This window comes from Arthrobacter sp. 49Tsu3.1M3, assembly GCF_900168135.1.
Taxonomy (GTDB): domain Bacteria; phylum Actinomycetota; class Actinomycetes; order Actinomycetales; family Micrococcaceae; genus Arthrobacter.
In genome coordinates, this window is record NZ_FUZD01000006.1 from 172,767 (window position 1) to 191,375 (window position 18,609).

At 68.9% G+C, this 18,609-nt stretch carries 14 protein-coding genes; 3 read left to right on the top strand and 11 right to left on the bottom strand.

From position 1 onward, the window contains the following. Positions 1-44 precede the first annotated feature (44 nt). Entirely contained in the window at positions 45-1,178 is a 1,134-nt protein-coding gene (locus B5X90_RS09805; RefSeq protein ID WP_256860162.1) for an acyl-CoA dehydrogenase family protein, read from the top strand. A 15-nt stretch (positions 1,179-1,193) separates the two neighbouring features. Here the strand turns inward: B5X90_RS09805 and B5X90_RS09810 are convergent, their stop codons facing one another. The 3 genes from B5X90_RS09810 to B5X90_RS09820 are packed head-to-tail and all read right to left on the bottom strand — an operon-like array spanning position 1,194 to position 6,473. After that, positions 1,194-3,041 carry a sensor domain-containing diguanylate cyclase gene (locus tag B5X90_RS09810; protein WP_179129096.1) on the bottom strand — a complete coding sequence of 616 codons (1,848 nt, stop codon included), beginning with the start codon at positions 3,039-3,041 and terminating at the stop codon, positions 1,194-1,196. Between the two features lie 40 nt (positions 3,042-3,081). Continuing rightward, the gene (locus tag B5X90_RS09815) at positions 3,082-3,756 is read right to left on the bottom strand and encodes a response regulator (protein ID WP_079552415.1); all 675 of its coding nucleotides are present in this window, start codon (positions 3,754-3,756) and stop codon (positions 3,082-3,084) included. Beyond that, a complete protein-coding gene (locus B5X90_RS09820) occupies positions 3,753-6,473 on the bottom strand; it encodes a DUF4118 domain-containing protein (RefSeq protein WP_079552417.1) in 2,721 nt (906 codons plus the stop codon). Before B5X90_RS09820 ends, B5X90_RS09815 begins: the two co-directional genes overlap by 4 nt. 187 nt (positions 6,474-6,660) lie before the next feature. Between B5X90_RS09820 and B5X90_RS09825 the strand changes: the two genes are divergently transcribed. After that, the gene (locus B5X90_RS09825; RefSeq protein WP_079552499.1) at positions 6,661-8,637 is read left to right on the top strand and encodes an amino acid transporter; all 1,977 of its coding nucleotides are present in this window, start codon (positions 6,661-6,663) and stop codon (positions 8,635-8,637) included. A gap of 121 nt (positions 8,638-8,758) precedes the next feature. Here B5X90_RS09825 and B5X90_RS09830 read toward each other — a convergent pair whose 3' ends face one another. The 8 genes from B5X90_RS09830 to B5X90_RS09865 all read right to left on the bottom strand — a co-directional run bounded on the left by B5X90_RS09830 (position 8,759) and on the right by B5X90_RS09865 (position 17,495). Further along, positions 8,759-8,962 carry a cold-shock protein gene (locus B5X90_RS09830; protein ID WP_009357211.1) on the bottom strand — a complete coding sequence of 68 codons (204 nt, stop codon included), beginning with the start codon at positions 8,960-8,962 and terminating at the stop codon, positions 8,759-8,761. Positions 8,963-9,109: 147 nt separating this feature from the next. Continuing rightward, a complete protein-coding gene (locus B5X90_RS09835; RefSeq protein ID WP_079552419.1) occupies positions 9,110-10,057 on the bottom strand; it encodes an alpha/beta fold hydrolase in 948 nt (315 codons plus the stop codon). A gap of 84 nt (positions 10,058-10,141) precedes the next feature. Beyond that, a complete protein-coding gene (locus B5X90_RS09840; RefSeq protein WP_256860152.1) occupies positions 10,142-13,003 on the bottom strand; it encodes a PEP/pyruvate-binding domain-containing protein in 2,862 nt (953 codons plus the stop codon). A gap of 126 nt (positions 13,004-13,129) precedes the next feature. Beyond that, complete coding sequence (locus B5X90_RS09845; RefSeq protein ID WP_079552423.1) at positions 13,130-13,447, bottom strand: hypothetical protein; 318 nt, start codon at positions 13,445-13,447, stop codon at positions 13,130-13,132. A 145-nt stretch (positions 13,448-13,592) separates the two neighbouring features. After that, the gene (locus B5X90_RS09850; protein WP_079552425.1) at positions 13,593-14,648 is read right to left on the bottom strand and encodes a zinc-dependent alcohol dehydrogenase family protein; all 1,056 of its coding nucleotides are present in this window, start codon (positions 14,646-14,648) and stop codon (positions 13,593-13,595) included. A 145-nt stretch (positions 14,649-14,793) separates the two neighbouring features. Next, positions 14,794-15,990, bottom strand: coding sequence for an acetyl-CoA acetyltransferase (locus B5X90_RS09855; RefSeq protein WP_079552428.1), 1,197 nt, complete (start codon positions 15,988-15,990; stop codon positions 14,794-14,796). After that, the gene (locus B5X90_RS09860; protein WP_079552430.1) at positions 15,987-16,667 is read right to left on the bottom strand and encodes a CoA transferase subunit B; all 681 of its coding nucleotides are present in this window, start codon (positions 16,665-16,667) and stop codon (positions 15,987-15,989) included. The genes B5X90_RS09855 and B5X90_RS09860 overlap by 4 nt, the downstream gene beginning before the upstream one ends. 81 nt (positions 16,668-16,748) lie before the next feature. Continuing rightward, positions 16,749-17,495, bottom strand: a complete 747-nt coding sequence (locus tag B5X90_RS09865; RefSeq protein ID WP_079552433.1) for a CoA transferase subunit A — start codon at positions 17,493-17,495, stop codon at positions 16,749-16,751. Between the two features lie 249 nt (positions 17,496-17,744). On the opposite strand from B5X90_RS09865, the gene B5X90_RS09870 reads away from it, so the two are divergent. Then, entirely contained in the window at positions 17,745-18,527 is a 783-nt protein-coding gene (locus B5X90_RS09870) for an IclR family transcriptional regulator (RefSeq protein ID WP_079552501.1), read from the top strand. Positions 18,528-18,609 lie beyond the last annotated feature (82 nt).

The window sequence follows — 18,609 nt, forward strand, 5'->3', positions numbered from 1 at the left end:
CACCCGTTGCCGTGGCGGAGCCGCCGTTTCCCGACGCCGACCTCATGTACATCGTGGACCTGCTGCCGCCGGACGAACAGCTCCGGTACCAGGAGGTCCGCGAATTCCTGCAGTCCCGGATCCGGGCCGCATCAATCGACTACTGGAACCGCGAGGAGTTTCCCTTCGGGCTGCTCGCTGAACTCGGCAAATACGGTTTGGGCGGGCTGCAGACGGACGGTACGTCCAAGCTCTTCAAGGGGCTCATGTACGTCGAGGTGGCGCGCGCCGACGTGTCCCTCTCGGCGCTCGTCGGGATCCACAATGAGCTGATCGTCGGCATGATCGACGAGCTGGGCTCGGCGGAACAAAAGGCGCGCTGGCTTCCCGGCCTCACCGCGTTCACCCAGCTCGGGGCGTTCGCCCTGACGGAGCCGGAGCACGGCTCGGACATCGCCGGCGGCCTGGAAACCACCGCGCGGCTGGACGGCGACGAGTGGGTCCTCAACGGTGCCAAGCGTTGGATCGGCGCCGGCACCATCGCGGACTTCGCCCTCGTTTGGGCCCGGGACGTCGCTGACCAGCACATCAAGGGCTTCATCGTGGAGACGGACCGGCCCGGCTACACCGCTACGAAGATCGCCAACAAGATCGGCCTGCGCATCATGCAGAACGCGGACATCGTCCTCGACGAGGTCCGGATCCCGGCGGCCAACCTGCTGCCCGGCGCCACCAGCTTCTCCAAGGCCAACGAGCTCCTGCGCGATTCGCGGGCCTGGGTGGGCTGGCAGGGTGCCGGCATCCAGCTGGCCGCGTTCGACGTCGCGCGCGCCTATTCGCTGCGGCGCCGCCAGTTCGGCAAGGAACTGGCCCGCTTTCAGCTCATCCAGCAGCAGCTCGCCGAGATCCTGGGCAACGCGACCGCCTCTCTGGCGCTGATGGCCCAGTTGGCGCGCATCCAGGAAGAGGGCAAGCTCGAGATGGTCCAGGCCGCCATGGCCAAAGCGACCACCACGCGGCTGGCGCGTGCCTCGGTGGCGATGGGCCGGTCCCTCATGGGCGGCAACGGCATCAGCAGCGACTATGAAATGGGCAAGCTCTTCGGCGACGCCGAGATTCTCTACACCTATGAGGGCAGCTACGAAATCAATTCACTGATCGTGGCGCGGGCCGTGACGGGAAAGTCCGCTTTCGTCTAGGCTCCCCGCGGAGATCTAGGCTCCGAGTGTGTCAGTGCCGTTCGGTGCCTGCCTGTTCCGTGCCTGCCCGTTTTGTGCCTGACCGGCGGGGGCAGACTGAACCGCCGGGCTGGCGTGGCCGTAGCGGGACGTGCGGTTGCGGCCGCCGTTCTTGGCCTCGTACAGGGCCCGGTCCGCGCAGTCCAGGAGCGAGCCGGCCGCGGCGTCGCTTTGCTCGCAGACTCCGGCGGAGATTGTCAGGAAACCTACTTCCCCGAACGGTTCGGACGCGATGGCCTTGCGGGCGCGTTCGGCGGCGCGCAGGGCCTCGGCGCCGTCCGTCTCCGGGAGCAGCCACACGAACTCCTCGCCGCCGAATCGGGCCACGATCTCCTGGGCGCGGGCGAGCGTCCGGAGCCTGGCCGCGACCTCCGCCAGGACCACGTCGCCCGTCAGGTGGCCGTGGGTGTCGTTGACCCTCTTGAAGTGGTCGATATCCAGGACGACGGCACTCAGGCGTGTCCCGCGGCTGCGGGCCTGCGCAACGTGCTCGGCGAGGTGCCGTTCCAGGGCCCGCCGGTTGGGCAAGCCACTGAGCGCATCGGTTGTGGCCTGCTGTTCGAGGTCGGTCCGGGCCTCCGTGTTGCCGATGGCGATCTCGACAAGCTCCGCGAACTGGGCCAGCCGCTCCATCATCGCCTCCGTGACCCCGGTGCGCGACTTCGACGTCAGGCTCACGGCGCCCCACAGGCTGCCTCCGACCCGGATCGGTGCCGCCGCCGCGGACTGGAAGCCGCCGGCGCGCATCTGCTCCGCTGCCTGTCCACCTTCCGCCCGGTAGCGAACCAGGGCCGGCTTGCCGGTCACGGCCACCCGTACAGTGGCCGACTCGTCCGTCGGGGCGAAGATCTGCCGCCGGCTCAGCGTCGGCGGGAGCATCGGCGCCATGGCGACGATTTCCGCCGAGGACGCGCCCGTGAAACGGACGACGGCGGCGGAATCGACGTTGAACAGGTCGCGGACAATCGCGGCGACCCGCTCGGAGATGGCTGCGGGGGCCGCGTTGCGGGCAACTTCGGTGGCTATCTCGTGCAAAGCCTCCCAAACTTTTTGTTGCTGCAGGCGCTCGGTGATATCAACCGCCACCACCATGCCGGCAGCGGCCTCGTCGTCGGAGTAGACGGGCCCGGCGTTCAGCCGGTAGGTGCGGTGGCCGATCTGCCGGTTCCAGGACACCTCGCGGCCGGCGAGGGCCGCGAGGTAGCGCGGCTCGAGCTCGCTGGCCAGGTTGCCCTTAAGCACGTCCTGGATGCGCTGGCCCTCGAGCTCTTCCCTGCGGTAGCCGAAGGTCTCCAGTTCCTGGCCTTCGGCGATCAGGTAGCGCAGCTCGGCGTCGAAGAGGAGGACGAAGACGCCGGGGACGCTCCGCGCCAGGGCACGGTACCGGTCCATGTCCCGTTGCCGGCGCCGGTCGGCCAGCACACGCTCGGTGATGTCCGTGACCAGGACGAAGAAGCCCTGCACCGCGCCGCCCTGGGTGTCGGGGGTGTAGGTCACCTCGGTGAAGCGGGACTGGCCCGCGGCATCCACCAGGGTCCGGTCGAACTGCTGCCGCTCCCCGGCGAGTGCCGCCTCGATGTGCGGCAGGTTGGCCTCCAGGACGGTCTCGCCGAGCACGTCCCGGACATGCATGCCGTGGAGCTGCCGGGGCGCGAATCCGAACCACTCGCAGTAGGCGTCGTTGGCCAGGCGGTTGCGCAGTCCCGTGTCCCAATAGCCCACGAGTGCCGGGATTCCGTTCAGGACGGCCCGCAGCTGCGCCGGGATCTCGGGCAGTGGCGACGGATCGGCATCGTCCCTGTTGAGCGGGCTGCGATTAGTCATTGCCCCAGTATCCATTGCCGGCGGCGGCATCGAAAAACCATCACGGCATGAACCTGTAGCCGATGCCGGCCTCGGTGAGCAGGTGGCGCGGGCTGGCGGTATCCGGCTCCAGCTTGCGCCGCAGCTGCGCCATGTAAACCCGGAGGTAGTTGGTCTCCTTGGCGTAGGCCGGACCCCAGACCCTGGAGAGCAGCTGCTGCTGGGTGATGAGCTTTTCCGGATTGCGGACCAGAACCTCCAGAATCTTCCATTCCGTGGGGGTCAGCCGGACGTCCGCGCCGTCCCTGGTCACCCGGTGCTTGGCCAGGTCCACGGTGAAGGCATCTGTCCTGACCACCGCTTCGTGCTCCGGTTCGACGCTGCGGCGCAGCAGCGCCCGGAGCCGGGCCAGGAGCTCATCGAGGCCGAACGGTTTGGTGATGTAGTCATCCGCGCCGGCGTCGAGAGCCTCGACTTTGTCTTCGGAGCCGTGCCTTGCGGAGAGCACCAGGACCGGCGCGCTGCTGAACCCGCGCAGCTCCTTGAGGACGCGGGTCCCGTCAATGTCAGGCAGGCCGAGGTCCAGGATGATGAGTGAGAGCGGGTTCTGGGTGGCTGCCAGCAGCGCCGAGGTCCCGTCCACGGCGGTGGTGACCGTGTAGCCGTGGGCCTGCAGGGTGATCCTCAGGGCCCGCAACAGGTGCGGGTCGTCGTCGACGACGAGGACGGCCGTCATACGGTGTCCTGCGGGGAAACCGACGACGCTGACGGCGCCGCTGACGGCGCCGGCGCGGGCAGGGTGCGGCGGCCGGCCAGCGCCGATTGGGGCGCGAACGGGGCGCCGCCGGGTGAGGCGTCGAATGGCTCCCCGGTGGAGAGCGGGAGGGTGATCACCATGGTCAGGCCGCCGCCCGGCGTCGGCTCTGCCGAGAGCCGGCCGGCCATCGCCTCAGTGAATCCCTTTGCCACGGCCAATCCCAGCCCGACGCCGGCGGCCTGGGCGGAGTCGTCGAGGCGCTGGAACGGGCGGAACATGTCCAGGACCCGTTCCGCGGGGATGCCGCGGCCGTGGTCGATGATGCGCAGCTCGCCCGCGGGCCGGCCAGCGAGGGCGGCAGGACTGAGCCCGCCGGCGGCCCCCGCCACCACAATGTCTGAATCCGGAGCGTACTTGACCGCGTTCTCGACAATGTTCGCGACGACGCGCTCCAGCATGCCCTGATCGGCATCGACCTCGGGCATGTTGGCCGGGAGCTCCACGCGCACCCGGTCCGGCGGGATGCCGTGCAGTGCGCCGGGGATGACCTCATACCAGCGGAGGGGATGCAGGTGTGGGCGAACCGAATCGGACGTGAGACGGGACATGTCCAGCAGGTTGCCGACCAGCACATCGAGCCGGTCAGAGCATTCCTCGATCGTGGCCAGCAGTTCCTGTTCTTCCTGCGGGGTATACGGGACGCCGGTCTGCCGGAGGCCGCCGACGGCGAGCTTGATCCCGGCCAGCGGCGTCCGCAGATCGTGCGATACCGCGCGGAGGATGGAGGTGCGCATGGTGTTGCTCTCGGCCAGGCGCATCATTTCCCGCCGGCTGGCCACGAGCTGCTGTCGTTCCAGCTGGGCGGCCAAGTGCATACCGAACGCCGCGAGGAGGCGCCGGTCACTGGCCGGCAGGATCCGTCCGTAGAGGACCAGCCTGGTCGAGGAGTCGATCTCCTCGATGTTTTCGCGGTCAGCACTTTCGCCGGTGGCCCGGTCGTGCCCCTCCGGGTCGTGCCCGTCCGGGGCCGGCCGCGGTGCCGGATCCGGGACCTCGCCGGCGGACGCGAGGAGCCGCCAGGCTCCGTCGCCCTTGTTCCCCCGGCTGAGGAGGGCCGTCCCGCGGACTTGGAAGACGGTCCTGGCCTGCTCGAGCAGCGATTGAACAGTGTCCTCGGAGCCGGCTGCCCCGCGGGTGAGATCACTGAGGGTGGTGGCCTCGGCCCTGGCCCCGGCGGCCTCCTTCGAACGACGGGCAGACAGATCCACCACCATTGCCACCGCCGACGACACCCCCAGGAAGACGAAGAGCGCCAGAAAGTTCTGCGGATCGCTGATGATCAGGTTGCCGGTCGGGGGCGTGGAGAAGTAGTTCACCAGCAGGCTGCTCCACAGGGCCGCCAGGACCGCGGGCCACAGGCCGCCCACCAGGGCGACCGCAACGGAGCCGCTCAGCTGGACGAGCATAGCGGTGGCGACGCTGTGGTCAGGATTCACGAAGACCAGCAGCAGTTGCAGCAGCGCGGGCAGGAGCACCGCCAAGAGCAGGCCTACAGCGATTCGGGCCCGGCCAAGATCGCCGGGGCGCGGCCAACCCGTGCCCTGGGCGCCGAGCGGGTGCGAGACCATGTGGACATCGATGTCCCCGGAACCCCGGACTACGCGGGTGCCGACCCCGCCGCCCAGGACACGGCCCGGCAGGCCAGCGAGGTTTTTGTGCCGCGAGATGCCGACAACGATTTGGGTGGCGTTGACGCTGCGGGCAAAGTCCAGCAGGGCGGCCGCCGGGTCTTCTCCGGCCACGATGTGGTAGCTGCCGCCGAGGTCCTGGGCCAGCCGCCGCTGCTGTTCGAGCGCCTGCGGCGATTCCGAGGCGACCCGCTTGGCTGCGCGGACGTGGACTGCCAGGAGATCTCCGCCGCTGACACGGGTCAGGATGCGTGCCCCACGCCGGATGAGCGCTTCGCCCTCCGGACCCCCGGTCAGACCCACGACGATGCGCTCGCGGGCAGGCCAGCTGTCCAGGATTCCGTTTTCGGCCCGGTATTTCGCCAGCCCTTCGTCAACCCGGTCAGCCAGCCATAGCAGAGTGAGCTCGCGCAGCGCGCTCAGGTTGCCGAGCCGGAAATAGCTGGACAGGGCCGCATCGATCCTGTCCGCGGCATAAATCTTGCCCTCGCTCAACCGCTGGCGCAACAGATCAGGCGGGATGTCGACCAGATCGATCTGGTCGGCGCGGCGCACGACGTCGTCCGGCACTGTCTCCGCGGGCCGGACCCCGGTGACGGCGCTGACGACGTCGCCGAGGGACGCCAGGTCCTGGATGTTGACCGTGGACAGGACATTGATCCCGGCGCTGAGGAGTTCGTCGACATCCTGCCAGCGCTTCGGGTTCCGGCCACCCGGGACGTTGGAGTGGGCGTATTCGTCCACCACCGCAGTCCCGGGGGCCCGGGTCAGGACCGCGTCCAGATCCATTTCCTCGTGCGTGGAACCCCCGTACCTCGCGCGGCGGGGCGGGATGACCTCGAGGCCCTGCAGCAGTGCCCGTGTTCCGGCGCGGCCGTGGTCCGTCGCCAGCGCCACGGCAACGTCGTCGCCGCGCCCGCCGAGGCGGTGGGCTTCCTCCAACATTTCGTAGGTCTTGCCCACTCCGGGCGCGGCCCCCAGGAAGATCCGCAGCGTTCCACGTGCCATGCCGTCATTCTGTCACCTGGAGGCGATGCCGGCGACGCGGCAGGAACCCGGACCGGCACCAGAAACACCGGGATAGAGGGCCGCGTTAAGGAACTGTCAGGATTGTTCGCCGGACGGTCGCAGCGGCTGCGGGGGCTGGTACTGTCGCGGACGGAAGCGGCGCGGTGTGCCGCGTGGAAAGGACATCATGACCACCCTCAGCCGGCCCCCGGCAGACCCTTCGGCGCCGCGGCCCGGCGCCGGGGAACACTTCAGGAACTGGCTGCTGTTCGGCCTGCAGGACGCCAAGGGAATCCATCAGGGGCCAGGGGCCGTGAGCGACAGCCACCTGAAAAAGCACTCGTGGTGGCAGGTCATGTGCCTGACGGGCGTGGACTACTTCTCCACCCTGGGGTACCAGCCCGCCATCGCCGCGCTCGCGGCCGGCGTGATTTCGCCGCTGGCCACCCTGGTCCTGGTTGCAGTGACCTTGCTGGGTGCGCTGCCGGTGTACCGCCGTGTGGCCGGCGAAAGCCCGCGCGGCGAAGGTTCCATCGCCATGCTGGAACGGCTGCTGCCGCGCTGGGGCGGAAAACTGCTCGTCCTGGTGCTGCTGGGGTTCGCGGCTACCGATTTCATGATCACCATGACGCTTTCCGCCGCGGACGCAACAGCGCACGCGATCGAGAACCCGTTCGCCCCCGCCTGGATGCAGGGCCAGAACGTCGCGGTCACGCTGTTCCTGCTGGCCCTGCTCGCCGCCGTGTTCCTGCGCGGCTTCAAGGAGGCGATCGGCGTCGCCGTCGTCCTGGTGGGCATTTACCTCGGGTTGAACGTCGTCGTGGTCATCACCACGATCTTCGAGGTCCTGCAGCACCCGGTGGCGGTCGACAACTGGTGGCTGGCCCTGACCACCCAGCACGGGAGCCCACTGATGGTGGTGGGCATCGCGCTGCTCGTGTTCCCCAAGCTGGCCCTGGGCCTGTCCGGCTTCGAGACCGGCGTCGCCGTGATGCCGCAGATCCGCGGCCACGCCAATGACACCGAGGAGAACCCCCAGGGCCGGATCAAGGGTGCCCGCCGGCTGCTGACGACGGCGGCCCTGATCATGAGCGCGTTCCTCGTCACCACGAGCTTCACCACGGTGGTCCTGATCCCGGCGCAGGAGTTCCAGCCCGGCGGGCAGGCGAACGGGCGCGCCTTGGCTTACCTCGCGCACGAATACCTGGGAAACGGATTCGGCACCGTCTATGACCTGAGCACCATCGGCATCCTGTGGTTTGCGGGCGCCTCCGCCATGGCCGGGCTGCTGAACCTCGTGCCGCGCTATCTGCCCCGGTACGGCATGGCTCCGGAATGGGCCCGTGCGGTCAGGCCGCTGGTCCTGGTGTTCACCCTGGTGGGGTTCCTGATCACCTGGCTGTTCGACGCCGACGTCGATGCCCAGGGCGGCGCTTACGCCACCGGCGTCCTGGTTTTGATGACGTCGGCGGCGATTGCCGTGACGCTGTCCGCGCGTAGCCACCGGCAGCGCAAGCGCAGCATCGGCTTCGGCATCATCGCCGTCGTGTTCATCTACACCACGGTGGCCAACATCTTCGAGCGGCCCGAAGGCATCCGGATCGCCGCGTTCTTTATCATCGGGAACATCGTGATCTCCCTGCTCTCGCGCATCCGGCGCTCCTTCGAGCTCCATGCCACGCATGTGCGGATGGACACCCCGGCGCTGGAATTCCTGGCCGCCAACGAATCCGGCCCGATCGCGATCATTGCCCACGAGCCGCTGAGGCTAAGTGCCCAGGCGTACCTGGACAAGCTCACGTCCGCGATCGAGGTCAGCCACCTCCCGCTGGATTCCCAGGCGCTGTTCCTCGAAGTCGTGGTGGACGACTCCTCCGACTTCGAGACCGCGCTCGAGGTCCGCGGGGTCACCCGGCACGGGTACCAGATCCTGGAGGTCCACGGGCCGGTTGTTCCGAACACGATCGCCTCCGTGCTGCTGCACATCCGCGACGTCACCGGGCTGATGCCGCACATCTACTTCCGCTGGACGGAGGGAAATCCGTTCACCAACCTCCTGCGGTTCCTGGCTTTCGGCGAAGGCGAGATCGCCCCGGTGACGCGCGAAGTGCTGCGGGAGGCCGAGCCGGACGTCACCCGGCGTCCGTGGGTCCACGTCGGCTGACACCCCGCACGGCAGCAGGGGCACGGCGCACAAACGCCCCTCCGGAGGAATCCTCCGGAGGGGCGTTGTGGTCTTCGGGGAAAGTGTCCCGGCCAGGCGGCCGGGGCTTTTTCCGGAGTACTTAGAGCGGGCGGATGTTCTCAGCCTGCGGGCCCTTCGGGCCCTGCGTGACGTCGAATTCAACCTTCTGGTTCTCGTCCAGCGAGCGGTAGCCGCTGGTAGCGATTGCCGAGTAGTGGGCGAAAACGTCGGCCGACCCGTCATCCGGGGCAATGAAGCCAAAACCCTTTTCGGCGTTGAACCATTTAACTGTGCCTGTAGCCATGCCTTTATCCTTCTGAAATGCTGCTGATCTCCGGCGGCCATAAGGCCAACGGCTGCGGAGACATTCGTCCGCTGTCCCCAACGTACGGTGCGACGGGCCGCGGTGCAAGGGTCTGACGGGGGTCTTCGTCCCGGACGGCCGCTTTCGTCAGGCCGAGACGGTGGCGTCGAAGAGCGCAATCAGGTCCCGGCTGATCTGGTACGGCGAGGTCTCGGACGGGCTGTGGCCCGCGCGGTAGACCGAAATCCGCGCACCGATCGACTGCGCGAAGCTCCGGTGCAACGCCAGCGGCCAGAGGTCGTGTTCACCGACTGCGACAAGCTTTGGCAGCGTCGCGGCCGCCAGCACCCGGCGCAGATCCGGGGTGCGCTTCATAAGGCCGATGATGTCGACCACCGAGGTGCGGCGAGTAAACGCGAACCGGCTCCTGACGAACCGCAGCCGCTGCGGCGCCACCCGGGCAATATTGCTGCGGATACCCCAAATCATTAATGCGGTACCGACCCTGGAGGTGACCCAACAGCTGATCCAGCCAGCCAGGCGCACATAGCGGAGGCTCTGCCCCGGCTCCGGCGGGCAGCTGATGAGGGTCAGGCTGCGGAACTTTTCTGGCCGCTGGACGAACGCCAGTTGGGCAACGACCGCCGCGAAGGAATATCCCACGACGTGCACCGCGCCTTCATCGGTGTCCAGCATGGCCAGGAGATCGTCGCGGAACAGCTCGTAGTCGTAGCAGTGCCGGGGCGGAACGAGGTTTTCGGGCCCGGCCTGGGCGGATTCATACTGCCCGGCAATGTCACAGCTGAGGACGAAGTAGCCGGCCGCGGCGAGTTCGGGCAGCATGAGGATGAAGTCTTCCTTGGAGCCGGTCGCGCCCGGGACGAGCACGACGCGCGGCTTCCCGGGAACTCCGGCAGCGATCGTCGCCAGGGTCCCGCTCGGTGCCTCGAACTCACCGCGCATCACGCCTGCCGGAAGGGCGGCCCAGTCGAAGTCGGGCAACGCGGCGTCCCGGCGGGCGGCATCGTCCACCAGCCCCGAACCAAAGCCCTCGGGAACCTGGCCGCCCTGTGCGTTACTCCCGGCAGACACCATCTATCTAACATAGCCCCCTGCCGGCGGCGTGGCGGAGGTCGCTGCAATTCAACGGTCCGGCGCCGGCCGGTCCGGAGGTTCAGCTCAGCCAGCCAGGCTGCCGGCGGCCGTCGCGGGCGAGAGCGGAGCGTCGACCTGCCGTACCGTTCCGGCCGACCCGTCCACGGTCACGGTCTCCCCGGTCCGCAAACGGGTGGTCGCATCCGGCACGCCCACCACCGCCGGGATGCCGTATTCGCGGGCCACCACGGCGCCGTGCGAGATCACCCCGCCCATTTCCATCACCAGGGCGCCGGCCGTCATGAACAGCGGCGTCCAGCCGGGGTCGGTGGAGGGTGCAACGAGGATTTCCCCGGGCTCGAGGTGCGCGCCCACCGGATCCAGGATGACCCGGACCGTTCCGGTGGCAGTACCTGCCGACGCCGGTGTCCCGGCGAGGGCGCCGGAAACGGGGGACTTGGCCATCACGGCCGCCTCGACGTCCGTGCCGTCGGAGAGCAGGAGCCGGGGAATCCGGCGCCGGCGCAGTTCGACGTCGTAGATCCGGTGGCGGCCCGCGACGATGCCCTTGAGGTCGGCGCCCCGCAAACCGACACGGACCTCGTCGAATTCCAGGAAATACACGTCGTCCGCGGCGGCGATCGCATCGGACCGGGCCAGCTCGATGCCGATCGCGTTGAGCTGGCGGCGCATCTCCGCGAGGGCGAGGATGATGCAGAACTTGGGCAGTTCGCGCAGCCCGGACAGCTGGCGGGTCCGGCGCAGGCAGAATTCCACCAGCCGGGCACGGATCCGGCTCCGGACCCTGGTCCGTTCCACCAGGCTGCGGATCCTGGCCTCGGCATGTTCCTCGGCGCGGGCGAACTGCCGGTCGGGGGCCTGCTCGGGGTCCACCACATGAAGGTAGTTCGAGATCATGCCGAGGATATGGTCCGGCTTCTCCGACCACCGCGGCATGCCAAGGTCGATTTCCGCCACGGCGCGGTGGCCGTAGCGGTCCAGGAACCCGTGCAGGCCGGTCTGTGCCACTGCGGGCAGCGAGCCGGCCTTGTACAGGGCGGCCAGTTCCCTTGGCCCGTGGGCCAGGAACACCTCCCGGGATGCGGCATTCGCGCCGATGGTGACGGCCAGTTGCCAGAGCTCGAGGTCCATCTCGGTAGTGACATTGTTGGGCAGCCCCCGCAACACGGCCTCGAGTTCCCGCGGTGCCGCGATGCCGCGCAGCAGCCTGCGCGCCCCGGCCAGCATGAGGTACCCAACGGACGGTCCGGGCAGCGTCGCCAGGATCAGCCCGTCCACGGTGTTCTCCAGGATGCGCTGGGCGTGATCGAGCCGGCCAAAAGTGGTGGCCGGTTCCGGCAGGACAAGCTCGGATTGAAGTCGAGTTCCGTAATCGAAGGCGCGGCGCAGTTCGGCGGACGGCCGCACCACGGCCCGCACCAGGGACGGAAGCAGCCGGACCGTCAGGCCCAGGCCGGCCAGGGTTCCGGGATCGCGCCCTGCGCTATTGCCCGCCGCGCCGCTGCCCGTCCCCGGCTGCCGGGGGGCCCGCCTGCCCGCCGCGCCGCGTCCTGCCCGCCGGGACGGCCGTTTGCGCACGCCGAACCGCGGGTCATCCAGGAGTGCCGGAAAAACCGCGCCGGACCTGCCGTCCGCCAGCGGCAGCATCCGCAGCAGGTAGCGGCGGCCGTACCTGTTGCGCACCATGGCCGTCACGTCCACATACATCCGCAATCCCGGGTTGACGTACCGCCACGGCCCGTTGCGGTTCCGCATTGAGCCCAGCACGGAGAGCCCCATGGGTGTCAGCGGCCTGGTCAGCCCCTGGAGCAGGGTGCCGCACAGGTACACGCGGGGGTCGGCGTCGGCCCCTGCCTCCGCACCCTGGGGTTCGGCGGCCTCAGGCTCCGGCAGCGGATACAACGTGGTGATGGGCCGCGACTGGGTCACCCAGATCTTGCCGGCGGCGTCGATCACCCATTCCACATCCTGGGGTGCACCGAACAGCCCCTGGACGGTATCGCCGAGGGCCGTGAGCTCGCGGATCCGGGCGTCGTCCAGGCTCGGCCGCTGCCGGCCTGCCGTCCCCTTCGGTGAACGGAGGAGGATTTGTCCCGTGGCCGTATCCACGACGAAATGGTCCGGGTTGACGCTGCCGGAGACCACCGCCTGGCCGGGCCCGGCGCTCGCATCGATGACCGTTTCGGTCCGGGTGCCCGTCACGGGATTGGCGGTGAAGAGCACGCCGGCGCTGGTGGCGGCGATGAGATCCTGGACGACGACGGCGAGCCCCACCTCACGGTGGCTGATCCCGTTGGCGGCGCGGTAGGCCACGGCCCGTTCGGTCCAGAGTGAGGCCCAGCAGCGCCGGACCGACTCGACCACGGCGTCGGCTCCGGAGATGTTCAGGAAGGAATCCTGCTGGCCGGCGAAGCTGGCGAACGGCAGGTCCTCGGCGGTGGCGGAGGATCTGACCGCTACTGTGGCCCGGCTGCCGAGCGCGGCATACGCGCCGCGGAGGGCGGCATCGACGTCGGCGGGAATCGGCGCGGTCACGATCATTTCCCGCGCCTGCCGGGCCAGTTCGCCCAGGTCCGGTCCGGGCCGGGCCAACCCGGGGCGGCCTGGCCGGCCGAGGCGGGAGTCGCCGTCGCCTGTTTTGCCGTCGTCTGCTTCGCCGTCGTCTGGTTCGTCGTCGTCTGGTTCGCCGTCGTTCGGCGAGGGTTGCGCGGCGTCCAGCCGGGCCGCCAGCGCGTCCAGTTCGGCCGGGGCCGCCTTGCGGTAGGCAACCGTGGTGAGGCAGAATCCGCGGGGGACGCGGAACCCGGCGGCCGTGAGCTTGCCGAGGTTCAGGGCCTTTCCGCCCACGAGCGGCAGGGGAGCGGAACCCAGTCCGCTGAGATCCATGACGAGACCTTCCGGCGCCCTGCCATCTGCAGAACCCATTTCCCTGCTCCCACGTCCTGTCCGCGTCTTCAAGCCACGTGTTCACGCCACGTATTCAAGCCGCGGGCGGCCGCCGGCCCTGAGCCCGGCGGCGCTGCGGCACCTCTGCCAAGCGAGCCTCCCGGCCTACTGGCCGGCGTCGGCCTCGCCGGTGTCTTCCCACATAAGATCCAGGTTGCGGAAGACCGGAGGGCCGTCGCACAGGGCGGCCATCTGCGCGGCGAATTCGGAGGTCTCAGGCCGGTTGGAGTTCTCCATGGCCGACTCGTAGGAGTCGAACTCCACGATCGTGAGGTAGGTTCCGGGGCGGTCGCGGTCTGCGGTGGCCATGATGCGGCGGAAGGTCGGGGCAGTGGTTCCCTCCGTCCTGGAGGGCCGGCCGAGTTGCTCGATCTCCTCAATGCGGGAGGTCTGAAATTCGATGATCTGCACGAACCTGGCCATGACGTCTCCCTTGACGGCGGCGGATGCTGATGCGCTTCACGCTAGACCCTCGTCCTTGCCCTTGCAAGGGCGGGAGTTAGCAGTACAGCCGGGGCCGCCGCGGGCGGCCGCGCGGGTGCAAGCGCGGCCGCCGTCGAAATCCCGGCTACGGGGTCAGGAGGACCTTGATGGCGCGCCGTTCGTCCATGGCGCGGTAGGCCTCGGGGGCCTCCTCCAGCGGCATGACCGAGTCGAACACGCGGCCCGGATTGATGGTGCCGTTCAGCACGTCCGCCAGCAGTTCCGGGATGTACGTCCGGGCCGGGGCCATGCCGCCGCCGATCGAGATGTTGGTGTCGAACAGGAAGCGCAGCGGAGCTTCGGCGCCGCCGGTGGGGACGCCGACAAAGCCGAGGGCGCCGCCCGGGCGGACGCTGTGCAGGGCCTGCTCCATGGATTCCTTGGTCCCCACGCACTCCAGCACGGAGTCGGCCAGCACGCCGCCGAGCAGTTCGCGGACCTTGGCGACGCCCTCGTCCCCGCGTTCGGCGACGATGTCCGTGGCCCCGAATTCGCGGGCGATCGCCTGGCGGTCGGCGTGCCGCGACATCGCGATGATCCGCTCCGCGCCGAGGCGCTTGGCGGCCAGGACGCCGCAAAGCCCGACGGCGCCGTCGCCGACCACCACGACCGTCCGGCCGGGACCGGCCTTGGCCGCGAGGGCTGCGTGGTGGCCGGTGGCCATGACGTCGGAGAGGGTGAGCAAGCTGGCGCGGAGGGCGTCGTCCGGGTCGGTGACGCCCGGGACCTTGACCAGTGTGGACTCGGCGAGCGGTACGCGGACGGCCTGGCCCTGGCCGCCGTCGATCCCGTGGCCGGTGTCATCCTTGCCGCCCCAGCCGGCGAGGTGGTCGCAGGCGACCGTGACGCCGTCGAGGCACTGCGGGCACGCGCCGCAGCTGACCACGAACGGCGCGATCACCAAGTCGCCCACGGCGAGGTCTTTGATGTCGTCGCCGATGCTTTCGACCGTCCCGATGAACTCGTGTCCGATCGCGGACGGCTTGTGGGTGGGCTTGACCCCGCGGTACGGCCAGAGGTCCGAGCCGCAGACGCAGGAGGCGGTGACCTTCACGATAACGTCGGTGGGCAGCTGGAGGGTGGGGTAGTCGCGGTCTTCGACTCGGATGTCGCCGGGGCCGTGGATGATGGTGGCGCGCATGGGTGCTCCTCGCATTGTGGTGGATGGGCTGGGAACGAGTTTAGTCCCGTGGCATGCCGGCCACGTAGGCGAGGACAAAGCAACGCGGGGTCAGATCCGGGCCCTTAAGCCCGGCGGGCTGAGCCGTATCTGACCCCGCGTTGATTTAGAGGGCTTCGAGCACGCTGACGTAGTTGGCGATGCCCACGCCGCCCATGTTCTGCACCGCGGCCCGGCGCGGGTTGGCCAGCTGCATGTCGCCGGCCGTGCCGGTGAGCTGCATGGCGGCGATGACGTGCTGGGAGACGCCGGTGGCGCCGACGGGGTGGCCCTTGGCCTTGAGCCCGCCCGAGACGTTGACCGGCAGCTTGCCGTCCTTGAAGACCCAGCCTTCCTCGAGCGCCCGGGCGCCCTGGCCGCGTTCGGTCAGCCCCATGGCCTCATACATGAGCAGTTCGGCGATGGTGAAGCAGTCGTGGACTTCCGCGAAGTCGAGCTCCTCCAGCCCGACGCCGGCCATCCCCAGGGCCCGCTGCCAGGAGGCGCGTGTGGCGGCGAATTCGGTGGGGTCCCGGCGCTCGGCGGGGAAGAAGTCGTTCGCCTGGCCGAAGCCGGCGAGCCGCACCGGCGCGGTGGCGCCGCCGGTCGGGGCGACGGAGAGGACGACGGCGGCGGCGCCGTCGGACACGGGGGAGCAGTCGGTGCGGCGCAGCGGATCCGCAACCATCGGGTTCCTGTCCGAGACGGTGCGGCAGAACTCCTCGCCGAGGTCCTTGCGGAGCTGGGCGTAGGGGTTGTCGACGCCGTTGCGGTGGTTCTTCGCCGCGATGGTGCCCAGGACGTCGCCGAGCTTTCCGTTGCCGTCGCCGTAGCGCTTCCCGTAGTGCTTCGCGACCTCCGCGAAGAGCCCGGTGAACCCGGTGGTGGAGGCCTTGCCGGCCATGTCGTAGTCCGCGCCGAGCAGGGCCGCGCCCACGACGTCCGCCCCGGCCTGCGTCATCTTTTCGGCGCCGATCACCAGGACTGTCTTCGCGGTGCCGGCAAGCAGCGACTTGGTGCCCTGCTGGAACGCGGCCGAGCCGGAGGCACAGGCGTTCTCCACCCTGGTGGAGGGTACGTTGGCCAGCTGATCCGAGACCTGCAGTGCGAGGGAGGACGGGAAGGCCAGCGGCATCATGCCGGAGTTGAACTGGCCGAGGTAGATCTCATCGATCTGGCCGGGCTCGATCCCGGCGTTGCCGATCGCCTCGATGGCGACCTGCACGATCAGGGACTCGAGGGTCTGATCGGTGAGCTTGCCGAACCGGCTGTGGCCCCAGCCGGTGAGCAGGACGTCCTTGCCGAACTGGTCTTTGAGGCTCATGCCGTCGCTCCTTCAAATTCGAGCGCGACATCGAAGTCGGCTTCGGTTTTTTCGCGGATTTCCTCCACGGTGATGCCGGGCGCGAGGCGCGTGAGCGTGAGCTTCCGCCCGCCGCCTGCTTCTTGTTCATTCTTCACAAGGTCGAAGACCGCGAGGTCGCTGATGATGCGGTCGACGCAGCTGAGCCCGGTGAGCGGCAACGTGCATTCCTTGACGATCTTGGCGGTGCCGTCCTTGGCGTTGTGCTCGGTGAGGACCACGACGCGCGGGGTGCCGGCCACGAGGTCCATCGCGCCGCCCATGCCCTTGACCATCTTGCCGGGGATGGTCCAGTTGGCGAGGTCGCCGTTGCCGGAGACCTGCATGGCGCCCAGGATCGCGACCTTCACGTGCCCGCCGCGGATCATGCCGAAGGACGTCGCGGAGTCGAAGATGCTGCCGCCGGGCAGGACCGTGACGGTCTGCTTGCCGGCGTTGATCAGGTCCGCGTCTTCCTCGCCCTCGAAGGGGAACGGGCCCATGCCGAGCAGGCCGTTCTCGCTCTGCAGGACAACTCGGACGCCGCCGGGCAGGTTGTTGGCCACCAGCGTGGGGATGCCGATGCCAAGGTTGACGTAGTCGCCGTCGTTCAGTTCTTCGGCCGCGATTGCGGCCATTTCATCTCGGGTCCAGGCCATGGGGGTTCTCCTTGGAAAGTCAGAGTGCAAAGGGTGGGCGCCAATGCCGGCGCGCCCGGGGCGGGTGGCGCTCGGGCCGGATTAGACGGTGACGGCGGGGGCGGCGTGCGCCGCCTCGGCTTCCGCTGCGAGCCGCGGGCGGACGGTGCGCTGTTCGACGTCCTTGACGCGGCCGCTGGCCTGGACCAGGCGCTGGACGAACACGCCGGGGGTGATGATGCGGTTCGGGTCCAGCTGGCCGGGCTCGACGATCACTTCGGCCTCGGCGACCGTCACGGCTCCGGCGGTAGCCACTACCGGATTGAAGTTCTGCGCGGTGTACCGGTAGATCAGGTTGCCGTCGGTGTCGGCCGTGTGGGCGTGGACCAGGGCGACGTCGGCCTTGATGGCGCGTTCCTGGACATAGGTCTCGCCGTCGAACTCCGCCAGCGGCTTGCCTTCGGCGACGAGGGTACCCACGCCGGTCTTCGTGTAGAACGCCGGGATGCCGGCGCCGCCGGCGCGCAGCCGCTCGGCAAGGGTGCCCTGCGGGGTGAACTCCACCTCCAGCTGGCCGGCGAGGTACTGCTCGGCGAAGAGCTTGTTTTCCCCGACGTAGGACGCGATGACCTTGCGGACCTGGCCTCCTTCGATCAGGACCCCGAGGCCCTTGCCGTCCACGCCCATGTTGTTGGAGACGACCGTCAGGTCCTTCACCCCGGAGTCCCGCACCGCCTCGATCAGGTCAGCGGGGATCCCGCTGAGCCCGAAACCGCCGACGGCGAGCGTCATGCCGTCGCGCAGGACGTCCTGCAAAGCGGCCGCTGCCCCGGATTTCACCTTTGACATTGCATCTCCTCATTGAGCTGGTCTTGCTATCCACTCCGGCAATCCACTTTGTGGACTCCATGCCTGAAGAAGAAGCCTATGGTGTCTCGCGGACCACTGTCAACGTGAAGTTTCCCCGCAAATTGGCGGAGTTTACAGTGTGGGCGCTACCCTTGAGACTATCCATTATGTGGATACCTGATGGGAAAATTGGGTAAAAGCAGCGTGGGTGAAAGCATCATCCAGTTCCGGGCCGACGTGAGGCAAGCAATGAATACAATCCCCGTCCAGGGCGCCCAGGTGGTCAGCCGGGCAGCCAGCCTGCTCCGCCTGGTTGGCCGGAAGCCGGAGGGCTGTCCACTGGTGGAGCTCGTGCGCGAATCGGGCCTGACCCGCCCCACCGCTCACCGGCTGCTGAGCTCGCTCGCGGCCGAGGGGCTGCTGGACCAGGATCCGGGCAGCGGCAACTGGGTCCTGGGCCCCGAGATCCTGCTGCTGGGGTCTGTGGCCTCGGCGCGCTTCCCCCTGGAGGACCTCGCGCGGCCGAGCCTGCGCCGCCTCGCCGAAGAGACCGGCGAAAGCGCGTTCTTCTCCATCCGCCGCGGCAACGAGACCGTGTGCCTGCTCCGGGAGGAAGGCAGCTTCCCGGTCCGATCCTTCGTGCTGCACGAGGGGGTGCGGTTCCCGCTGGGCGTCGCCTCCGCCGGCACCGCCATCATGGCCTTCCTGCCGGCACAAGAACAGGAAGAGCTGCTTGCCAACTGGCCAGCCCACGCCGGCAGCTTTGCGGCCGCGCACACCGCAGCACTGGTCAGAGCGAACCTCGAAGCGACGCGGCAGGCCGGCTATTCGGTCAATCCGGGGCTGGTCCTGGAAGGCAGCTGGGGGATGGGCGCGGCGGTCTTCGACCAGCGGGGGCGCCCCGCCTGGGCGCTGTCCCTGACCGGCATCGAACCGCGCTTCCGGGAGGACCGGCGTGCGCAGCTGGGGCGGCTGCTCATGGAGGAAGCGCACCGGATCTCCACGCTGCTGACCCACCCGCCAGGCGCCTGACCCTCGTCAAAGGCCCCGGTTCGGCTCAGGCCACCTCGGACAGTTCATCGTGCCGGGCGACTCTTGCGCAGCCGCCGCTTGT